The 19,328-nt window shown below is 55.2% G+C and carries 14 protein-coding genes and 2 tRNA genes; 10 read left to right on the forward strand and 6 right to left on the reverse strand.

Features of this window, described 5'->3' with window-relative positions:
• Positions 1–130 precede the first annotated feature (130 nt).
• From ptrA to recD, 3 genes are read left to right on the forward strand one after another with little or no spacing between them, the layout of a single operon-like run.
• Positions 131–3,019 (forward strand): pitrilysin, encoded by a 2,889-nt coding sequence (gene ptrA / locus GA0061070_RS03370; protein WP_090133634.1) that lies wholly within the window; start codon positions 131–133, stop codon positions 3,017–3,019.
• Positions 3,012–6,572, forward strand: coding sequence for an exodeoxyribonuclease V subunit beta (gene recB, locus GA0061070_RS03375; RefSeq protein ID WP_090133636.1), 3,561 nt, complete (start codon positions 3,012–3,014; stop codon positions 6,570–6,572). Before ptrA ends, recB begins: the two co-directional genes overlap by 8 nt.
• Positions 6,569–8,401: an exodeoxyribonuclease V subunit alpha gene (gene recD, locus GA0061070_RS03380; protein ID WP_090133638.1), complete on the forward strand. Its 1,833-nt coding sequence runs from the start codon at positions 6,569–6,571 to the stop codon at positions 8,399–8,401. The genes recB and recD overlap by 4 nt, the downstream gene beginning before the upstream one ends.
• Positions 8,402–8,429: 28 nt before the next feature.
• Here recD and argA read toward each other — a convergent pair whose 3' ends face one another.
• Positions 8,430–9,761, reverse strand: coding sequence for an amino-acid N-acetyltransferase (argA, locus tag GA0061070_RS03385; protein ID WP_090133640.1), 1,332 nt, complete (start codon positions 9,759–9,761; stop codon positions 8,430–8,432).
• Between the two features lie 227 nt (positions 9,762–9,988).
• Here argA and amiC point away from each other — a divergent pair, with 227 nt between their 5' ends.
• Positions 9,989–11,242 (forward strand): N-acetylmuramoyl-L-alanine amidase AmiC, encoded by a 1,254-nt coding sequence (gene amiC, locus GA0061070_RS03390; RefSeq protein WP_090133641.1) that lies wholly within the window; start codon positions 9,989–9,991, stop codon positions 11,240–11,242.
• 91 nt (positions 11,243–11,333) lie between these two features.
• Here the strand turns inward: amiC and GA0061070_RS03395 are convergent.
• Positions 11,334–11,410 (reverse strand) — tRNA-Met (locus GA0061070_RS03395).
• A 50-nt stretch (positions 11,411–11,460) separates the two neighbouring features.
• Positions 11,461–11,537, reverse strand: a tRNA-Met gene (locus tag GA0061070_RS03400).
• 206 nt (positions 11,538–11,743) lie between these two features.
• Between GA0061070_RS03400 and mltA the strand changes: the two genes are divergently transcribed.
• Positions 11,744–12,850 (forward strand): murein transglycosylase A, encoded by a 1,107-nt coding sequence (gene mltA, locus GA0061070_RS03405; protein WP_090133643.1) that lies wholly within the window; start codon positions 11,744–11,746, stop codon positions 12,848–12,850.
• A gap of 69 nt (positions 12,851–12,919) precedes the next feature.
• Complete coding sequence (gene tcdA, locus GA0061070_RS03410) at positions 12,920–13,732, forward strand: tRNA cyclic N6-threonylcarbamoyladenosine(37) synthase TcdA (protein WP_090133644.1); 813 nt, start codon at positions 12,920–12,922, stop codon at positions 13,730–13,732.
• On the opposite strand, the gene csdE is transcribed toward tcdA, so the two are convergent.
• Both csdE and csdA read right to left on the reverse strand, forming a co-directional pair.
• Entirely contained in the window at positions 13,717–14,166 is a 450-nt protein-coding gene (gene csdE, locus GA0061070_RS03415) for a cysteine desulfurase sulfur acceptor subunit CsdE (protein ID WP_090133645.1), read from the reverse strand. The genes tcdA and csdE overlap by 16 nt on opposite strands.
• A complete protein-coding gene (gene csdA / locus GA0061070_RS03420) occupies positions 14,166–15,371 on the reverse strand; it encodes a cysteine desulfurase CsdA (RefSeq protein ID WP_090133647.1) in 1,206 nt (401 codons plus the stop codon). Before csdA ends, csdE begins: the two co-directional genes overlap by 1 nt.
• Positions 15,372–15,563: 192 nt before the next feature.
• Between csdA and GA0061070_RS03425 the strand changes: the two genes are divergently transcribed.
• The 4 genes from GA0061070_RS03425 (at position 15,564) to rlmM (ending at position 18,583) form a co-directional block, all read left to right on the forward strand.
• The gene (locus GA0061070_RS03425) at positions 15,564–15,791 is read left to right on the forward strand and encodes a YgdI/YgdR family lipoprotein (RefSeq protein ID WP_043956759.1); all 228 of its coding nucleotides are present in this window, start codon (positions 15,564–15,566) and stop codon (positions 15,789–15,791) included.
• A 351-nt stretch (positions 15,792–16,142) separates the two neighbouring features.
• The gene (gene gcvA, locus GA0061070_RS03430; protein WP_043956760.1) at positions 16,143–17,057 is read left to right on the forward strand and encodes a glycine cleavage system transcriptional regulator GcvA; all 915 of its coding nucleotides are present in this window, start codon (positions 16,143–16,145) and stop codon (positions 17,055–17,057) included.
• 37 nt (positions 17,058–17,094) lie between these two features.
• Positions 17,095–17,490, forward strand: coding sequence for a DUF423 domain-containing protein (locus tag GA0061070_RS03435; protein ID WP_074773136.1), 396 nt, complete (start codon positions 17,095–17,097; stop codon positions 17,488–17,490).
• Positions 17,483–18,583, forward strand: coding sequence for a 23S rRNA (cytidine(2498)-2'-O)-methyltransferase RlmM (gene rlmM, locus GA0061070_RS03440; RefSeq protein WP_090133649.1), 1,101 nt, complete (start codon positions 17,483–17,485; stop codon positions 18,581–18,583). The genes GA0061070_RS03435 and rlmM overlap by 8 nt, the downstream gene beginning before the upstream one ends.
• A gap of 27 nt (positions 18,584–18,610) precedes the next feature.
• Here rlmM and fucR read toward each other — a convergent pair whose 3' ends face one another.
• Positions 18,611–19,321, reverse strand: a complete 711-nt coding sequence (fucR, locus tag GA0061070_RS03445; protein ID WP_090133694.1) for an L-fucose operon activator — start codon at positions 19,319–19,321, stop codon at positions 18,611–18,613.
• Positions 19,322–19,328: the final 7 nt, after the last annotated feature.

Here is a 19,328-nt window from a genome sequence, read left to right on the forward strand (position 1 = left end):
GTAAGCATCCATTATTATGCGCGACGGTCACTGACTGATATAACAAGAGTGCTGGCAAAGCCAGCGCGAGTATATCTGGCAGTTTCACAGTTACTGGAACTGCCAGAAATGTTAATGATGAGGTTCGTGAATGCCCCGCAGCACCTGGTTAAAAGTTTTCGTCCTGTTTTTTGCCCTCTGGGTGCCATTCAGTCAGGCCGACAATGGTTGGCAACCAGTTCAGGAAACTATCCGCAAGAGCGATAAAGATACCCGTCAGTATCAGGCGATTCGTCTGGATAATGGCATGGTTGTGCTGTTGGTATCCGACCCGCAGGCGGTGAAATCTCTCTCTGCGCTGGTCGTGCCGATCGGTTCGTTGGAGGATCCTGATTCCCACCCTGGCCTTGCGCATTACCTGGAACACATGACCCTGATGGGTTCCCAAAAATATCCGCAGCCGGACAGCCTTGCCGAATACCTCAAGCTGCATGGCGGCAGTCATAATGCCAGTACTGCGCCTTATCGCACCGCTTACTACCTGGAAGTGGAAAATAACGCGCTGGACGGTGCCGTTGATCGTCTTGCGGATGCGATTGCCGCCCCGATGCTGGATAAAAAATATGGCGAACGCGAACGCAACGCGGTCAACGCCGAGCTGACCATGGCGCGTACCCGTGATGGGATGCGGATGGCGCAGGTCAGTGCAGAAACCATTAACCCGGCGCACCCGGGGGCGCGTTTCTCCGGTGGTAACCTCGAAACGCTGAGCGACAAACCGGGTAGTCCGGTACACCAGGCGCTGCTGGCGTTTCGCGATAAATTCTACTCTGCGAACCTGATGAAAGCGGTCATCTACAGCAACCGTCCGCTGAGCGAACTGGCGACGCTTGCGGTACAGACTTATGGCCGCGTGCCGAATAAAAACATCACGAAACCGGAAATCACTGTGCCCGTTGTCACCGATGCGCAGAAGGGTATCATCATTCACTATGTTCCGGCTGTGCCGAACAAAGTGCTGCGTGTTGAGTTCCGTATCGATAACAACACCGCTGCGTTTCGCAGTAAAACAGATGAGTTGATCACTTATCTGATTGGCAATCGTAGTCCAGGTACGCTCTCTGACTGGTTACAAAGCCAAGGGCTGGTTGAAGGGATCCGTGGCGACTCCGATCCCGTGGTCAACGGCAACAGCGGCGTGCTGGCGATTTCTGCCACTCTGACAGACAAAGGCCAGGCGAATCGCGATCAGGTGGTGGCGGCGATTTTCAGTTACCTGCAACTGCTGCGTGAAAAAGGCATCGATAAGCGCTATTTCGACGAGCTTTCCCATATTCTTGACCTTGATTTCCGCTACCCCTCGATTACCCGCAATATGGATTATGTTGAGTGGCTGGCGGATACCATGATCCGCGTTCCGGTTGCGCATACGCTGGACTCGGTAAATATCGCCGACCAGTTTGATGCCAAAGCTGTACAGGCGCGTCTTAACGAAATGACGCCGCAAAACGCCCGCATCTGGTATATCAGCCCGGATGAGCCGCACAATAAAACTGCCTATTTTGTCGATGCGCCATATCAGGTCGATAAAATTCCCCCGGAAACCTTTGCTGACTGGCAGAAGCGGGAGGGCAGTATTACGCTGAAACTCCCTGAGTTGAACCCCTATATTCCGGACGATTTCACGCTGCTTAAACCACAAAAGCAGTATCCGCACCCCGAACTGATTGTCGATGAGCCGACGCTGCGCGTGGTGTATATGCCGAGCCGCTATTTTGCCAGCGAACCGAAGGCGGATGTCAGCGTGGTGCTGCGTAATCCACAGGCGATGGATACCGCGAAGAACCAGGTGATGTTCGCGCTGAATGACTATCTGGCAGGGCTGGCGCTCGATCAACTGAGCAACCAGGCGGCTGTCGGCGGGATCACTTTCTCCACCAATGCCAACAATGGTTTGATGCTCAATGCAAATGGTTACACCCAGCGCCTGCCGCAGCTTTTCCAGGCGTTGCTGGACGGATATTTCAGCTATACGCCGACGGAAGAGCAGCTTGCGCAGGCCAAATCCTGGTACGCGCAAATGATGGATTCGGCAGAGAAGGGTAAAGCCTTCGATCAGGCGATTATGCCGGTGCAGATGTTGTCACAGGTGCCGTACTTCCTGCGTGAAGATCGTCGTGCGCTGTTGCCATCGATCTCCTTGCAGGACATTTTGCAATATCGCGATGCGCTGAAAAGCAATGCGCGTCCGGAATTCCTCGTGGTTGGTAACCTTAGCGAGCAACAGGCGAAAGATCTTGCTCATGCGGTACAAAAACAGTTGGGTGCCAATGGCACAGTGTGGTGCCGTAACCAGGACGTCGTGGTTGATAAACAGCAGAATGTGAGCTTTGAAAAAGCGGGCAACAGTACGGATTCCGCGCTGGCCGCAGTGTTCGTACCACCAGGTTTTGATGAGTACAGCAGCTCGGCCTACAGCGCGATGCTGGGGCAAATTGTGCAGCCGTGGTTCTATAACCAGTTACGCACCGAGGAACAGCTTGGCTACGCCGTATTTGCTTTCCCGATGAGCGTTGGCCGTCAGTGGGGCATGGGTTTCCTGTTACAGAGCAATGGTAAGCAGCCGGCGTATCTCTGGGAGCGCTACAAGGCCTTCTTTCCGACTGCGGAAGCGAAGCTGCGGGCGATGAAACCGGAAGAGTTTGCCCAAATCCAGCAAGGGGTGATTGCGCAAATAATGCAAGCGCCGCAAACGTTAGGTGAAGAGGCTTCCAAACTCAGCAAAGATTTCGATCGCGGCAATATGCGCTTCGATTCACGTGATAAAGTAGTCGCTCAGATAAAACTGCTGACGCCGCAGAAACTTGCCGACTTCTTCCATCAGGCGGTGGTAGAGCCGCAAGGCATGGCGATATTGTCGCAGATCTCCGGTAGCCAGAGCGGGAAAGCGGAATATGCTCAACCGCAAGGCTGGAAGGTCTGGGACAGCGTCAGCGCCCTGCAGCAATCCTTACCGAAGATGACCGAGAAAGATGAGTGAAACCACTGCGGAGACCCTTGATCCCCTGCGCTTGCCGCTTACCGGCGAGCGCCTGATTGAAGCCTCGGCGGGCACCGGCAAGACATTCACCATCGCCGCACTCTATTTGCGGCTGCTATTAGGGTTGGGCGGCAATGCCGCCTTCCCGCGACCACTCAGCGTTGAAGAGTTGCTGGTGGTAACTTTCACTGAAGCCGCGACCGAAGAGCTACGTGGCCGTATCCGTAGTAATATCCATGAGTTACGCATTGCCTGCCTGCGGGAAAGCAGCAGCAACCCCTTATATGCCCGTTTGCTGGAGGAGATTGCCGATAAGCAGCAGGCGGCGTACTGGCTGATGCTGGCCGAGCGGCAAATGGATGAAGCGGCAGTCTTTACCATTCATGGCTTCTGCCAGCGCATGCTCAGCCTGAACGCGTTCGAATCCGGCATGCTGTTTGAACAGCAACTGGTGGAAGATGAATCCCTGCTGCGCTATCAGGCCTGCGCGGATTTCTGGCGACGTCACTGCTACCCGCTGCCGCGTGAGATTGCCCTGGCGGTTCATGCCTCGTGGAAAGGGCCGCAGGAACTGCTGAAGGCGATCGATCGCTACTTGCAGGGCGAAGCGCCGCAAATCAAATCCCCACCGTCGGCGGATGAAACACTGGTTTCCCGCCACCAGCGCATTATCGCCCTGATTGATACTATTAAACAGCAGTGGAACGCCGCAGTTGCCGAAGTGGAGCCGGTGATTGAAGCGTCCGGCATCGACCGGCGCAAATTCAACCGCAGCAACCAAGCAAAGTATATTGAGCGTGTGTCTGCCTGGGCGCAGGAGGAGACGCGCAGCTACTTGCTGCCGGAGGCGCTGGAGAAGTTTGCTCAGTCTTTCCTTGCCGAACGCACCAAAGCGGATGGCGTGGTGCCGGAACATCCGCTATTTGTCGCTATTGAAGAACTGCTGGCTCAGCCGTTAACGCTTGACGATCTGGTGCTGACCAGTGCAATGCGTGAAATCCGCGAAGCGGTGGCGAAAGAGAAACATCGTCGCGGCGAGCTGGGTTTTGACGATATGCTGAGCCGTCTGGATAGCGCATTGCGCAACCCGAACGGCGAGGCGCTGGCCGCTGCGATCCGCGGACGTTTCCCGGTGGCGATGATCGATGAATTTCAGGATACCGATCCGCAGCAGTATCGTATTTTCAGCCGGATCTGGCACGGGCAGTCAGAGTGCGGTCTGTTATTGATTGGCGACCCGAAGCAGGCCATCTATGCGTTTCGCGGTGCAGATATTTTTACCTATATGAAAGCGCGTGACGAAGTAAGCGCTCGCTATACCCTTGATACCAACTGGCGTTCGTCGCCAGGAATGATCGCCAGTGTTAACCGTCTGTTTATGCAGATGGAAGACGCCTTTATGTTTCGCCAGATCCCTTTCCTGCCGGTTAAATCCGCCGCTAAAAATTCGGGTCTGCGCTTCACCTTCCGTGGGGAAAAGCAGCCAGCCATGAAAATGTGGCTGATGGAAGGCGAAGGTGTTGGCGTCGGCGATTACCAGGGTTTTATGGCGCAGCTTTGTGCCTCGCAGATCCGCGACTGGCTGAGCGCTGGTCAGCAGGGTGAGGCGCTACTGTATGAAGGTGAGGGTGAGCATGAGAAAATGCGCCCGGTCAGAGCCTCAGATATCACCGTGCTGGTGCGCAGCCGCCACGAAGCGTCGCTTATTCGCGATGCCCTGATGCTGCTGGATATTCCCTCCGTCTATCTCTCTAACCGTGACAGCGTATTCGATACGCCGGAAGCACAGGAATTGTTGTGGCTGTTGCATGCCGTGCTGGCGCCGGAGCGGGAGAGCACATTGCGTAGCGCGTTAGCTACCTCCATGCTGGGGCTGACTGCACAAGATATTGAAGCGCTGAATCTCGACGAACAGGCGTGGGATGAGAAAGTTGAGGAGTTCTCTCACTACCGCGAGCTGTGGCAAAAACGTGGCGTGATGCCGATGTTGCGCACGTTGATGAGCGCGCGCAATGTGGCGGAGAATTTACTGGCGACGCCAGGCGGTGAGCGGCGGTTAACCGATATTCTGCATATCAGCGAGTTGTTGCAGGAAGCCGGAACGCAGCTTGAAAGTGAGCATGCGCTTACACGCTGGCTGGCGCAGCGCATCGCCGAACCTAATGCCAATGCCTCCAGCGAGCAATTGCGTCTGGAGAGTGACAAACATCTGGTGCAGATTGTCACCATTCATAAATCGAAAGGCCTTGAGTACCCGCTGGTCTGGCTACCGTTTATTGCGAATTTCCGTGTCCAGGATCAGGGTTTCTATCATGACCGCGAATCCTTCGCGGCGATGCTTGATTTAAGCCATGGCGACGAGAGCGTCGAGCTGGCAGAAACCGAGCGTCTGGCGGAGGATTTGCGTCTGCTGTACGTGGCATTAACGCGTTCGGTCTGGCATTGCAGCCTGGGGATCGCGCCGCTGATTCGTCGTCGCAGTGGCAAAACGGGCGAAACTGATTTCCATCAGAGCGCGGCAGGAAGGCTGATTCAGAAAGGTGAAGCGCTCGATGCTGCTGGTTTGCAGCGTGCATTGCAGGCGCTGTGTGATGACGATATCGCCCTTTGCACGCCGCCAGTCGCCGATAGCGCCCGCTGGCAGTTGCCGCAAACGGTGTTGCCCGTACTGAGTGCACGGGAAGTGACGCGGAAAATTGCTGACGACTGGCGTGTGACCAGTTATTCCGGCTTGCAGCAGCATGCTCATGGCATCGCCCAGGATCTGCTGCCGCGTCTGGATATCGATGCGGCCGGTGAACGTGAGGTTGTGGCTGAACCGATGCTGACGCCGCATCAGTTTCCGCGTGGCGCCGCGCCGGGAACCTTTTTGCATAGCCTGTTTGAAGATCTGGATTTTACCCAGCCAATCTCACCGCAATGGGTGACGGAAAGAGTGCTGGCCGGGGGTTACGAAGAACACTGGGAGCCGGTACTGAGCCGCTGGCTGGAGAGCGTGCTGCATGCACCGCTGGCCGGGGCGGACATTTCGCTGAGCCAGCTTACGGCGAAGGAGAAGCAGGTTGAGATGGAGTTCTACCTGCCAGTGACGCAGACGATGAGTGCCCAGGCGCTGGATACGCTAATCCGGCGCTACGATCCGCTGTCGGCAGGGTGCCCGCCGCTCGATTTCCGCGATGTGCGCGGCATGCTGAAAGGCTTTATCGATCTCGTCTTTCGCCACAACGGGCGCTACTACCTGCTGGATTATAAATCCAACTGGCTGGGTGAAAGCGCGGAGGCCTATACGCAGTCGGCGATGGCTGCGGCAATGCAGTCGCACCGCTACGACTTGCAGTATCAGTTATATAGCCTGGCGCTGCATCGTTACCTGCGCCACCGCATCGCGGATTATCGTTACGAACAGCATTTCGGCGGTGTGATCTACCTCTTTTTACGCGGCATTGAGGCGCAAAACCCCCGGCAGGGTATCTTCACCACGCGCCCTGATATGGCACTGATCGAACAGATGGATGCGCTATTTGCCGGAGAGACGCAGGAGGCGATGCCATGAGTATGACAACACGATTACGTGAGGCGGCAGAACTGAAACTGTTGCGCCCGCTGGATGTGCAGTTCGCTCTGACGGTGGCAACAGAAGAGGAACCAGCGGTAATGCTGGCAGCAGCGTTGCTCAGCCACGACGCCGGTGAAGGACACGTCTGTTTACCGCTTTCGCGCCTGACGCCAGAAGCGTATGCCAGCGCAGGAACTATTTTTAACCCGCTTTTTGAGTTGGCCGGGAACCCTGGCGACTGGCGGCAAACGCTGCTGGCATCGCGCGCCGTCAGCGATGGCGAAACGCCAGCGCCACTGGTGCTGATAGGGGATCGCCTCTACCTGAACCGCATGTGGCAAAACGAGCGACAGGTGGCGGCATTTTTTGCCGAACGGCAGAGCCAACCCGAGGTGGATGAAACCCGGTTGACGCAGGTACTGGAGACATTTTTCCCGACAACGGGCGAAGTCAACTGGCAGAAAGTGGCGGCAGCCGTGGCGCTTACCCGGCGTATTTCGGTGATTTCCGGCGGGCCGGGAACCGGGAAAACCACGACAGTGGCAAAATTACTTGCGGCACTGGTACAGATGGTGGACGGTGGAAAATGCCGCATTTGTCTGGCCGCGCCGACCGGCAAAGCTGCCGCGCGGTTAACCGAGTCGCTGGGCAATGCGCTGCGTCAGTTGGATCTGACAGAACAACAGAAAGCGATGCTGCCGGACGAAGCCAGCACGCTGCATCGTCTGCTTGGCGCACAGCCGGGCAGCCAGCGCCTGCGGTATCATGCGGATAACCCGCTGCATCTTGATGTGCTGGTGGTCGACGAGGCCTCAATGATCGATTTGCCGATGATGTCACGGTTGATCGATGCGCTGCCGCCGCAGGCCCGGGTGATCTTTCTTGGCGATCGCGATCAACTGGCCTCGGTAGAGGCCGGGGCGGTGCTGGGTGATATCTGTGCGTGGGTGAACGCAGGCTATACTCCGGAGCGCGCGGCGCAGCTCTCGCGTTTAACCGGCTCAACGGTTCCCGCCGGAGAAGGGCACTGTGCCAGTACGCTGCGCGATAGCCTGTGTTTGCTGCAAAAAAGCTATCGTTTTGGCAGTGATTCCGGTATTGGCCAACTGGCAGCGGCGGTCAACCGGGGTGATAAAAATGCCACCAGAGCGGTGTTCAGTCAGGGCTTTGGCGATATTGAGCGTAAACCGCTACAGAGCGCAGAAGAGTACCAGGCGATGATCGACGACGCGCTCGCCGGCTATGGCCATTATCTGTTGCGGGTGCAGGATAACGCCGCGCCGCAAGAGATTATCGCAGCGTTTAGCGAATACCAGTTGCTGTGCGCATTACGCGAGGGGCCGTTTGGGGTAAGCGGGCTGAATGAGCGTCTGGAACTGGCGCTGCTGCGGAAACGGCAGATTTCACGCCCGGCGTATTCACGCTGGTATCACGGCCGTCCGGTTATGATCTCACGTAATGATTCGGCGCTGGGCTTATTTAACGGCGATATCGGTATTGCGCTTGAGCAGGGGCAGGGGATCCGCGTCTGGTTTCCGCTGCCGGATGGCAGCATCAAATCTGTACAGCCCAGTCGCCTGCCAGAACATGAAACGGCCTGGGCCATGACCGTGCATAAATCGCAGGGTTCGGAGTTTGATCATACAGCGCTGATCCTGCCAGGGCAGTTTGTACCGGTAGTCACACGTGAGCTGGTTTACACCGCCATCACCCGTGCACGCAAGCGGCTGTCGCTCTACGCGGATGAGCGCATTCTGGCGCAGGCCATTGCTACCCGCACCGAGCGGCGCAGCGGGCTGGATGCGTTATTCAGCAAGGTTGAGTAACGCCCCCGCAGCGCGCGGGGGCAAGCTTTCAGGTAAGATCGGCCATCAGTACTTTGGAGCGGCGCTGATAGTTGTACATCTGCTTTTTGGTTTCCGGCAGCGAATCAATATCCACTGGGGTAAAGCCACGCTCCTGGAACCAGTGAATGCTGCGCGTAGTAAGCACAAACAATTTGCTTAGGCCAATCTGTCTCGCTTGTGCGGCAATACGCTCCAGCAGGACTTCACCGCGCGATGAGCTGCGATAGTCCGGGTGTACCGCCACGCAGGCCATCTCGCCGATTTTCTCTTCCGGGAAGGGATAAAGTGCCGCACAGGCTATGGTCAGATTATCGCGTTCGATAATGGTGAATTTGTCGATCTCCATCTCCAGTTGCTCGCGGGAGCGGCGCACCAGAATGCCCTGTTGTTCAAGCGGGCGGATAAGTTCGAGAATGCCGCCAATATCGTTGATGGTGGCGCGGCGGATCTGCTCGGCGCTCTCCATCACAATCTGCGTACCGATACCGTCGCGGGAGAACAACTCCTGCAACAGCGCGCCATCTTCCTGATAGCTGATCAAGTGGCTGCGCCGCACGCCGCTGCGACAGGCTTTGACCGCACCGCGCAGGAAGCGCACCGTGCCGGAGTGGTAATCTCCTTGCGCTTCCAGCGATTCGACGCGCGCCTGCGCTTCGTTCGGGAAAAGCTCGGAAACAATATCGCCCTCGTCATTCATCACCCCTTGCGACGAGCAGAAACCGATCATTTTTTCGGCTTTCAACTTGATGGCAAGCTGGGTGGCGATCTCTTCAGAGGTGAGGTTAAAACTTTCGCCAGTAACTGACACCGCGACTGGCCCCATCAGCACAATCGCACCACTGTCGAGCTGGCGATGGATCGCTTCCTCATCAATACGGCGAATACGTCCACTGTGGCAATAATCCACGCCATCATCGACGCCCAGCGGCTGCGAAATAATAAAGTTGCCGCTGACTACGTTAATATGTGCGCCCTGCAATGGCGTATTGTTGAGGCTCATCGACAGCCGCGCCGTGATGTCGAGTTGCAACAGACCTGCTGCCTGCTTAACCAGTTCAAGGGTTTTTGCATCGGTCACGCGGGTGTGTTTGTGGTAAATCGGTTCATGATTATGTTCGGCAAGATTGGCGTCGATTTGCGGACGCGCGCCGTACACTACCACCAGCCGGATGCCGAGGCTGTGTAATAGACCTATGTCGTTGACAATACTTGAAAAATTATCGTGTTCAATGGCTTCGCCGCCGAGCATAATGACAAATGTCTTTCCCCGATGGGCATTAATATAGGGAACAGAATGGCGAAATCCTTGTACCAGTTCGGTTCTGCGCTCTCTTACCACGGCCTGTCCTCAATGCATGTTTATTCGTAAATTGTGTATTTTTATTCTTTTATGCTGCCCGGTGCAAGTGCAAATTTTGTCATCATTCAATAAATTTTCCCCGGCAAAGCCAATGGGCAGACATATGTTTACCCTTTAATGGATGACAGGTTATGCATCATTCGTTAAAGTTTTCGGTCAATTCTGACGAATAGCATTATTTAGCGAAAAAATTGCTCGGGAGAGGCATGTCGGGAAGTCAGTCATTGGTGAGCCGCCGTAAGTTATTAAAAGGGGCGGGGGCCATGTGGTTATTAAGTGTAAGCCAGATTGGCCTGGCTGCGGTAAGCCAGGTGGTGGCGGTGCGCGTCTGGCCGGCGTCTACCTATACGCGCGTAACGGTGGAATCTAACCAGGTCATTAAATACAAGCAATTCATGTTGAGTAATCCTGACCGGCTGGTGGTGGATCTCGAAGGTGTACACCTTAACTCCGTGCTGAAAGGCATGGGGACGCAGATTCGTGGCGACGATCCCTTTATTAAATCTGCGCGCGTTGGTCAGTTTGATCCGCAAACCGTGCGCATGGTGTTTGAGTTGAAACAGGATATTGCGCCGCAACTGTTCGCGCTGGCACCGGTCGCTGGCTTCAAAGAGCGGCTGGTGATGGATCTCTATCCGGTGAATGCGAAAGATGTACAGGATCCGCTGCTGGCGCTACTGGAAGAGTACAACAAAGGCGATCTTGAACAGCAGGTGCCGAAGCAGGATAGCGGCCCGCAGCCGGGAAGAGCGGGGCGCGATCGACCAATCGTTATTATGCTGGATCCCGGTCACGGCGGCGAAGATCCGGGGGCGACGGGGAAATACCGTACCCGCGAGAAAGATGTGGTGCTACAAATCGCCCGCCGTCTGTACGCGCTGATCGCGAAAGAAGGCAATATGAAAGCCTACATGACGCGTAACGAGGATGTCTTTATCCCGCTGAAAGTGCGCGTTGCCAAAGCGCAAAAACAGCGTGCGGATCTGTTTGTGTCGATTCACGCCGATGCTTTCACCAGCCGTCAGCCGAGCGGTTCTTCAGTATTTGCCCTTTCTACCAAAGGGGCGACCAGTACGGCGGCGAAATATCTGGCGAAGACGCAGAACGCTTCTGACCTTATTGGCGGCGTCAGTAAAAGTGGCGACCGTTATCTCGATCACACCATGTTCGATATGGTGCAATCGCTGACAATCAATGACAGCCTCAAGTTCGGCAAAGCCGTGCTCAACAAGCTCGGCAACGTTAATACCCTGCATAAAAATAAGGTGGAACAGGCCGGTTTTGCGGTGCTGAAAGCGCCGGATATTCCATCGATTCTGGTCGAGACCGCATTTATCAGTAATGTGGAAGAGGAACGTAAACTGAAGACGGCTAAATTCCAGCAGGAAGTGGCGGAGTCGATTCTGGCAGGGATTAAAGCCTACTTCGCGGATAGCGCGACGCTGGCCAGAAGGGGATAACCCAGAAGGTGATAACAAAGGGGCGCTGAAAGGCGCCATTTTTTACGGACGACAGAAACAAAAAAACACCCGTATAAGGTGTTTATTGTGTTGGTTGCGGGGGCCGGATTTGAACCGACGACCTTCGGGTTATGAGCCCGACGAGCTACCAGGCTGCTCCACCCCGCGTCCGTTTGTTTACACTTCCATCATGTAAACTTTTTTCGTCACAATTTAATTGGTTGCGGGGGCCGGATTTGAACCGACGACCTTCGGGTTATGAGCCCGACGAGCTACCAGGCTGCTCCACCCCGCGTCCGTGGATGCGCACTATACTCTGCAAACTTAGCGATGCAACCTTTTTTTTGACTAATTCGACGAATTGCCTTGGGTATGTGTAAAAAAAACACAATCAGATTATTATTTATGCAAAATTTGCGTTGGGTTGTGCTGACGCATTTCTTTAGTGAATAGGGTTTGTTATCTTCACCCCGCTGCAGGTTAATCAGAAGACGAGATATAATGAAAGGACGTTGGGCTAAGTTCGTACTCACAGGCGCCATGGTCGCAATCCTTGCCGCTTGTTCCTCCAAACCGACCGATCGCGGTCAACAGTATAAAGACGGAAAGTTTTCTCAGCCTTTTTCCCTGGTCAATCAACCTGACGCCGTCGGGGCGCCAATCAACGCCGGAGACTTCTCCGAGCAGGTTAATCAAATTCGTTCCGCTTCTCCGCGTCTCTATAGCAACCAGAGTGGCCTTTACAATGCGATTCAGTCCTGGCTGATGTCGGGCGGTGATACGCGCACTCTGCGTCAGTACGGCCTTGATGCGTGGCAGATGGAAGGAACGGATAACTACGGAAACGTGCAATTTACCGGGTACTACACGCCGGTAGTGCAGGCGCGCCATACGCGTCAGGGCGAGTTCCAGTACCCGATTTATCGCATGCCGCCTAAACGCGGCCGTTTACCATCGCGCGCGGAAATCTATGCTGGCGCGCTCAGCGACAACTATGTGCTGGCGTACAGCAACTCGCTGATGGATAACTTTATTATGGATGTACAGGGCAGCGGCTATATCGATTTTGGCGATGGCAGCCCGCTTAACTTCTTCAGTTACGCCGGGAAAAATGGCCATGCTTACCGCAGTATCGGCAAGGTGTTGATCGACCGCGGCGAAGTGAAGAAAGAAGATATGTCGATGCAGGCCATTCGCGAATGGGGTGAAAAACACAGTGAAGCGCAAGTGCGTGCGTTGCTGGAAGAGAATGCGTCGTTTGTCTTCTTTAAACCGCAATCCTGGGCACCGGTGAAAGGCGCCAGCGCGGTACCGCTGATTGGACGCGCTTCTGTCGCTTCCGATCGCAGTATTATTCCGCCAGGTACTACACTGCTTGCGGAAGTGCCGCAACTGGATAATAAAGGCAAATTCAACGGTCAGTATGAGCTGCGTCTGATGGTGGCGCTGGATGTCGGCGGTGCCATCAAAGGCCAGCACTTCGATATCTATCAGGGGATTGGCCCGGATGCTGGTCACCGCGCAGGCTGGTATAACCATTATGGCCGGGTCTGGGTGTTGAAAAACGCCCCGGGCGCGGGCACCAGTGGCGGCATGTTCAGCGGCTGAGTATGATACACTCTGCGGCCCTCTTTCGCCTCCGGAAGAGGGCTTTTTGTTTTCTTTGAGGTCTGTTTTATGTCAGCAGTAATCAGCGATGCCTGGCGTCAACGTTTTGGCGGCACGGCGCGTTTATATGGCGAGAAAGCGTTGCAGTGGTTTGCCGATGCACATATCTGCGTGGTCGGTATCGGCGGCGTGGGTTCCTGGGCGGCTGAAGCGCTGGCGCGAACGGGCATCGGCGCGATCACGCTGATTGATATGGATGACGTTTGCGTGACCAACACCAACCGGCAGATCCACGCCCTGCGCGATAACGTCGGCCTGGCAAAAGCTGAAGTGATGGCAGATCGCATTCGCCAGATCAACCCGGAGTGCCGGGTGACGGTGGTGGATGACTTTGTGACTGCTGACAATGTTGCGCAACTGATGAGCCAGGGCTATAGCTATGTGATCGATGCGATCGACAGCGTACGCCCGAAAGCAGCGTTAATTGCCTGGTGCCGTCGCAATAAGATCCCTCTGGTAACCACGGGCGGTGCCGGAGGGCAGATCGATCCGACACAGATCCAGGTCAGCGATCTGGCGAAAACGATTCAGGATCCGCTGGCAGCAAAATTACGCGAGCGGTTGAAAAGCGATTTTGGCGTGGTGAAGAACAGCAAAGGGAAGCTCGGCGTGGACTGTGTATTCTCTACCGAAGCGCTGGTTTACCCGCAGGCGGACGGTTCAGTCTGTGCGATGAAAAGCACGGCGGAAGGGCCGAAACGTATGGATTGCGCAGCTGGTTTTGGTGCTGCAACGATGGTGACCGCGACCTTTGGTTTTATCGCGGTCTCCCATGCACTGAAAAAGCTGATGGCAAAAGCGGAGCGTCAGACCAGCGCCTGACGGGCTGCATCCTGCACGGCGGCGGCCAGCGCCGCCAGCCCCTGGCTACGCGACGCGCTCAATTGGGCACGTAAACCGAGTTCGTCAAACAATGCCAGCGGATCGTGGTGAATGAGATCATCGGGACGCTTGCCTTCTACTGCCGTCAACAGCACGGCCAGTAATCCGCGTACAATCCTGCCTTCGCTCTCGCCGAAGAAATGCATCGTTCCCTCCGCGCTCAGCGTTGAACCGAGCCAGACGCGATTTTCGCAGCCGGGAATTTCCCGCGCCTGCGCTTTCAGTGCTTCCGATGCAGCAGGCAGTTGTTTACCGAGCATGATCAACTGGCGGTATTTATCTTCCCATTGGGTCAGTGCGCCAAACGTCTGGCGCAGCGTCTGTTCGGTAACAGTTGTGCCGAACGGGTGTCCGGCGAAAGTCGGGCTTGTCATTAATCCACCAATATTTCCAGGGCGCGGTCCACAGCCTGCACCAGCGCGTCGACATCCTGTTGCGTATTATAGGGTGCAAATGAAGCGCGTAAGGTGCCGCTGACGCCAAGTGCGGCCAGCAGCGGCTGGGCACAGTGCTGACCGGCGCGCAGCGCAATACCGTAGCCCGCAAGCAGTGTCACCATATCGCTGTGATGTACGCCGTCAAAATCGAAAGCCAGCAGGCTTGAGTCCTGGCAGCGAAAGGAGCGGAAACCCGGATGTTTAGCCAGTTGATCTTCCGCCAGCGTCGCCAGCCCGCGGCTGTAGCTCTCCGCCTGGGCGATATCCAGCGTTTTCAGCCACTCCAGCGCCGCGCTGAGGCCAATAACGCCTGCCACGTTTGGCGTGCCGGCTTCCAGCTTGTACGGCACTGGCTGAGTGGTGAAGCCATCAAATGTTACTTCGCTGATCATCTTGCCGCCGCCCAGCCACGGCGTCATCTCATTTAGCAATTCCGCTTTACCATACAGCGCGCCGATACCGTTGGGGCCGTAGAGTTTATGGCCGGAAAATGCATAGAAATCGATATCCAACTGCTGCACGTTGGCCGGGAAATGCACCACGCCCTGCGCACCATCGACCATCACCACCATGCCTGCCGCATGTGCCAGCGTAATCGCCCGCAGCAGATCCGGACAACCGCCGGTGACGTTGGACATCTGCCCCAGCGGCAGGATGCGACTGCGCGAGGTGATAAGTGACGGCAGTCGGTTGATATCCGGTAGGTGATCGGCACCGAGCGGCAGTTTCACCACCCGCGCGCCTGTTTGTTGTGCCACCATCAGCCACGGCACCAGGTTGGCGTGATGCTCTGCCTCGCTGACAATGATCTCATCGCCCGCTTGCAGACGCGGGCGCGCATAGCATTGGGCGACCATATTGATGGCTTCAGTGGTGCCGCGCGTCCAGACGATGTTTTTGCCGGATGGCGCATTGAGCAGTGCGGCAACCTGATCACGTGCGGCTTCGTAGCGTGCAGTTAACTGTTGCGCCTGGGCAAACTGGCTGCGGTGCACGTTACCGGCGCTGAGGCTGTAAAACTGTTGTGTGGCATCGATTACCGCCTGCGGTTTCAGGGCGGTAGCGGCGCTATCCAGATAGACTCCAGCGTCGGCCAGCGCCGGGAACTGCGCGCGAAATTGCGATGGGTTAAATGCGTTCATGCGATTCCTCGTATCAATAGCGTGATCGTCGCGCAATTTTTCTGTCGGAGCAAGAACGTTGCGCTCCATCGGAATTGTCTGTTTGTCCTGGCAGGGGAATGTAAGCAGGTTATGCTAAATAGTGTTAGGTAAATGTTTAAGACTCTTACATTAAGCATGTTTCACAGCATTAATTGCCAGAAGGAGAAGAAGATGAAGAAGACTGCCGCAATTATTTCTGCATGTATGTTTACTTTTGCCCTGAGCGCCTGTTCCGGTCCGAATTACGCGTTACATACCAATGATGGACGCACGATCGTCTCGGAAGGGAAACCAAAAACTGACGATCAGACCGGCCTGATTTCGTATAAAGACGCTAACGGCAACGAACAGCAGATCAACCGTACCGACGTGAAAGAGATGGTCGCGCTGGATAAGTAAGCGCTGAACGTGGGGTAAAAAAAAGCACCGCAATCTTGCGGTGCTACATTAATCACTATGGACAGACAGGGTAAATGTACAGGAAGTGAAAAAGGGGTAGCGTCGCTACCGTGATCTGAATCGCAGACCAATTGCAAACACAACAACACAACATCACAACCGTAAGCCAAAAGCCCTTCAGAACACGCATTCCAAAAAAGCTCTTCGTTCCGGCTCAGGAAGTGGCGCCACTATAGGTATTTGCTGGTAGAAGCTCAACGGACAATTTATAATGGCTCAGATAAAAAAAACTAATAGGTTAATGACTGTTTCCTGTTTGTTAAATTGCCTTTACATCTAAGCCTGAAAACCATGTCCAAGCGATTACCACCACTGAATGCATTACGCGTTTTTGATGCTGCCGCCCGTCATTTAAGTTTCACACGCGCAGCCGATGAGCTTTTTGTGACGCAGGCCGCAGTAAGCCACCAAATCAAGTCTCTCGAGGATTTTCTCGGGCTCAAGCTCTTTCGTCGACGCAACCGTTCGCTGCTGCTTACCGAAGAAGGCCAGAGCTATTTCCAGGATATCAAAGAGATATTTTCCCAGCTAACGGAAGCCACCCGTAAGTTGCAGGCGCGCAGTGCAAAAGGCGCGCTAACCGTCAGTTTGCTCCCCAGTTTTGCCATCCAGTGGATGGTGCCAAGGCTCTCCGACTTTAACTCAACTTATCCGGGAATCGACGTTCGTATCCAGGCCGTTGACCGTCAGGAAGATAAACTGGCGGACGATGTCGACGTGGCGATTTTTTACGGGCGCGGTAACTGGCCGGGAATGCGTGTCGAAAAATTGTACGCCGAATATTTGCTGCCGGTCTGTTCACCGCTGTTGCTGACGGGTGATAAGGCTCTGAAAACGCCGCAAGATTTAGCGCACCACACTTTATTACACGACGCATCACGTCGCGACTGGCAAACTTATACGCGGCAATTAGGTCTTAACCTTAACGTTCAACAGGGACCCATCTTCAGCCACAGCTCTATGGTGCTTCAGGCGGCTATCCACGGACAGGGTATCGCACTGGCCAACAACGTAATGGCGCAGTCCGAAATTGAGGCAGGCCGGCTGGTCTGCCCGTTTAATGATGTTCTGGTCAGTAAGAATGCGTTTTATCTTGTTTGTCATGACAGTCAGGCAGAACTGGGTAAAATAGCCGCCTTTCGTCAGTGGATCCTGGCCAAAGCGGCAAGCGAACAGGAAAAATTCCGTTTCCGTTATGAACATTAATGCGCGCGTGGCGCGTATGACTTTTTAGGGTACTCACATGACCAGCCGTTTTATGTTGATTTTCGCCGCAGTGAGCGGTTTTGTGTTTGTCGCGCTCGGCGCGTTCGGCGCGCATGTTTTACGTAAATCTTTGGGTGTGCCGGAGATGAGCTGGATCCAGACCGGTCTCGAATATCAGGCATTCCACACGCTGGCCGTGCTGGGCCTTGCGGTGGCGATGCAGCGTCGCATCAGCATCTGGTTTTACTGGAGCAGTGTTTTTCTTGCGCTGGGGACCGTGCTGTTTAGCGGTAGCCTCTATTGCCTGGCGCTTTCGCATTTACGCCTGTGGGCGTTTGTTACGCCAGTCGGTGGGGTTTGTTTTTTAATCGGCTGGGCATTGATGTTGATTGGCGCAATTCGTCTGAAACGTAGGGGCGTTGTTCATGAATAAAGTGGTATTGCTGTGCCGCCCGGGTTTTGAGAAAGAGTGCGCAGCCGAAATTACCGATAAAGCCGGCCGCCTTGAAGTGTTTGGTTTTGCCCGGGTGAAAGAGAATTCGGGCTATGTTGTGTTCGAGTGCTATCAGGAAAACGATGCGGACAAAGTGGCGCGCGAGCTACCGTTCAGCTCGCTGATTTTCGCCCGCCAGATGTTTGTCGTGGGCGAACTGCTGCGCGATCTGCCGCCGGATGATCGCATCACGCCGCTCGTCGGTATGTTGCAGGGCGTGGTGGAGAAAGCCGGGGATTTGCGCGTCGAGGTAGCCGATACCAACGAAAGCAAAGAGCTGATGAAGTTCTGCCGCAAGTTCACCGTACCGCTGCGCGGCGCGCTGCGTGAAGCGGGTGTGCTGGCACGCAGTGATTCGCCGAAACGTCCGGTGGTGCATATCTTCTTTATTGCCCCCGGTTGCTGCTATACCGGTTATTCGTATTCATATAACAATTCGCCGTTCTATATGGGTATCCCGCGTCTGAAGTTCCCGTCGGATGCGCCGAGCCGTTCAACCCTGAAACTGGAAGAGGCATTCCATGTCTTTATTCCGGCGGACGAGTGGGATGAGCGCCTGGCGAACGGCATGTACGCGGTGGATCTCGGCGCCTGTCCTGGCGGCTGGACCTATCAACTGGTGAAACGCAATATGTGGGTGGCTTCTGTGGATAACGGCCCGATGGCGCAAAGCCTGATGGATACCGGGCAGGTCACCTGGCTGCGGGAAGATGGTTTCCGCTACCGACCGAACCGCAATAATATCTCGTGGATGGTGTGCGATATGGTGGAGAAACCGGCGAAAGTCGCCGCGCTGATGGCGCAGTGGCTGGTTCAGGGCTGGTGCCGCGAAACCATTTTCAACCTGAAGCTACCGATGAAAAAACGCTACGAAGAGGTGTCAAATAACCTCGCCTATATCCAGCAGCAACTGGATGAACATAATATCGCGGCGCAAATTCAGGCACGCCAGTTATACCACGATCGCGAAGAAGTCACGGTACATGTGCGCCGTATGTGGGCGGCCGTTGGCGGTCGTCGCGACGAGCGTTAAAAGCAACTGGGCCGGACAAAGTCCGGCTCAGGCGAGTTTGCTGTCAGAGATAATATGCGTCACACCATCCAGGTGCCCAATTTGCGCCTCTCCCGAACGATTGAATTTGCTCTTGTCGATCAGCAGCAACGACTGCGCCGCACGTCTAAGCAGAATGGATTTAAATTCGGCATTGTAGATGTTTGAATCCCAAAGCGCGCCGTTGCTGTCGATCCCTTCGCAGGAAAAAATAAACAGATCAATATCGAGCGATTTGATCTGGGAAATCAGCGATCGATTTACATAGCAACCATATTTGCGCTCCAGCGTGCCGCCGGAACTGCTCAGTTGCAGATGTTCACGCTTGCCCAGCTCCTGGCAAATGGGGTGGCTGTTGGTAAAGACGTGGAGATTGCAATCCGGTAACTGGCGAGCGAGATACCAGCAGGTGGAGCTGGCGTCCAGCGCGATCACCATACCTTCTTCTATCCAGCCGAGTGCTTTGCGGGCGATATCTGCCTTGTGGGCGTAATGGCTTTTCAGACGAATATGAAAAGGATCGCCGCTGTCCTGGTTTTCCCGATGGAGCGTCCTGGCGCGTCCGTGATTGCGCAGCACTTTTCCCTGCACCTGCAATGCACTGAGATCGCGGCGAATCGTCTCTTTACTGACGTTGAGCTGCACTGACAGTGCTTCGGTTGTCAGGCTCTGGTGATGCCTCAACAGATCGATGATGGTTTGTTGGCGTGCCGCTTTCATCTGCTCT

Source organism: Kosakonia oryziphila (genome assembly GCF_900094795.1).
Lineage (GTDB): Bacteria > Pseudomonadota > Gammaproteobacteria > Enterobacterales > Enterobacteriaceae > Kosakonia > Kosakonia oryziphila.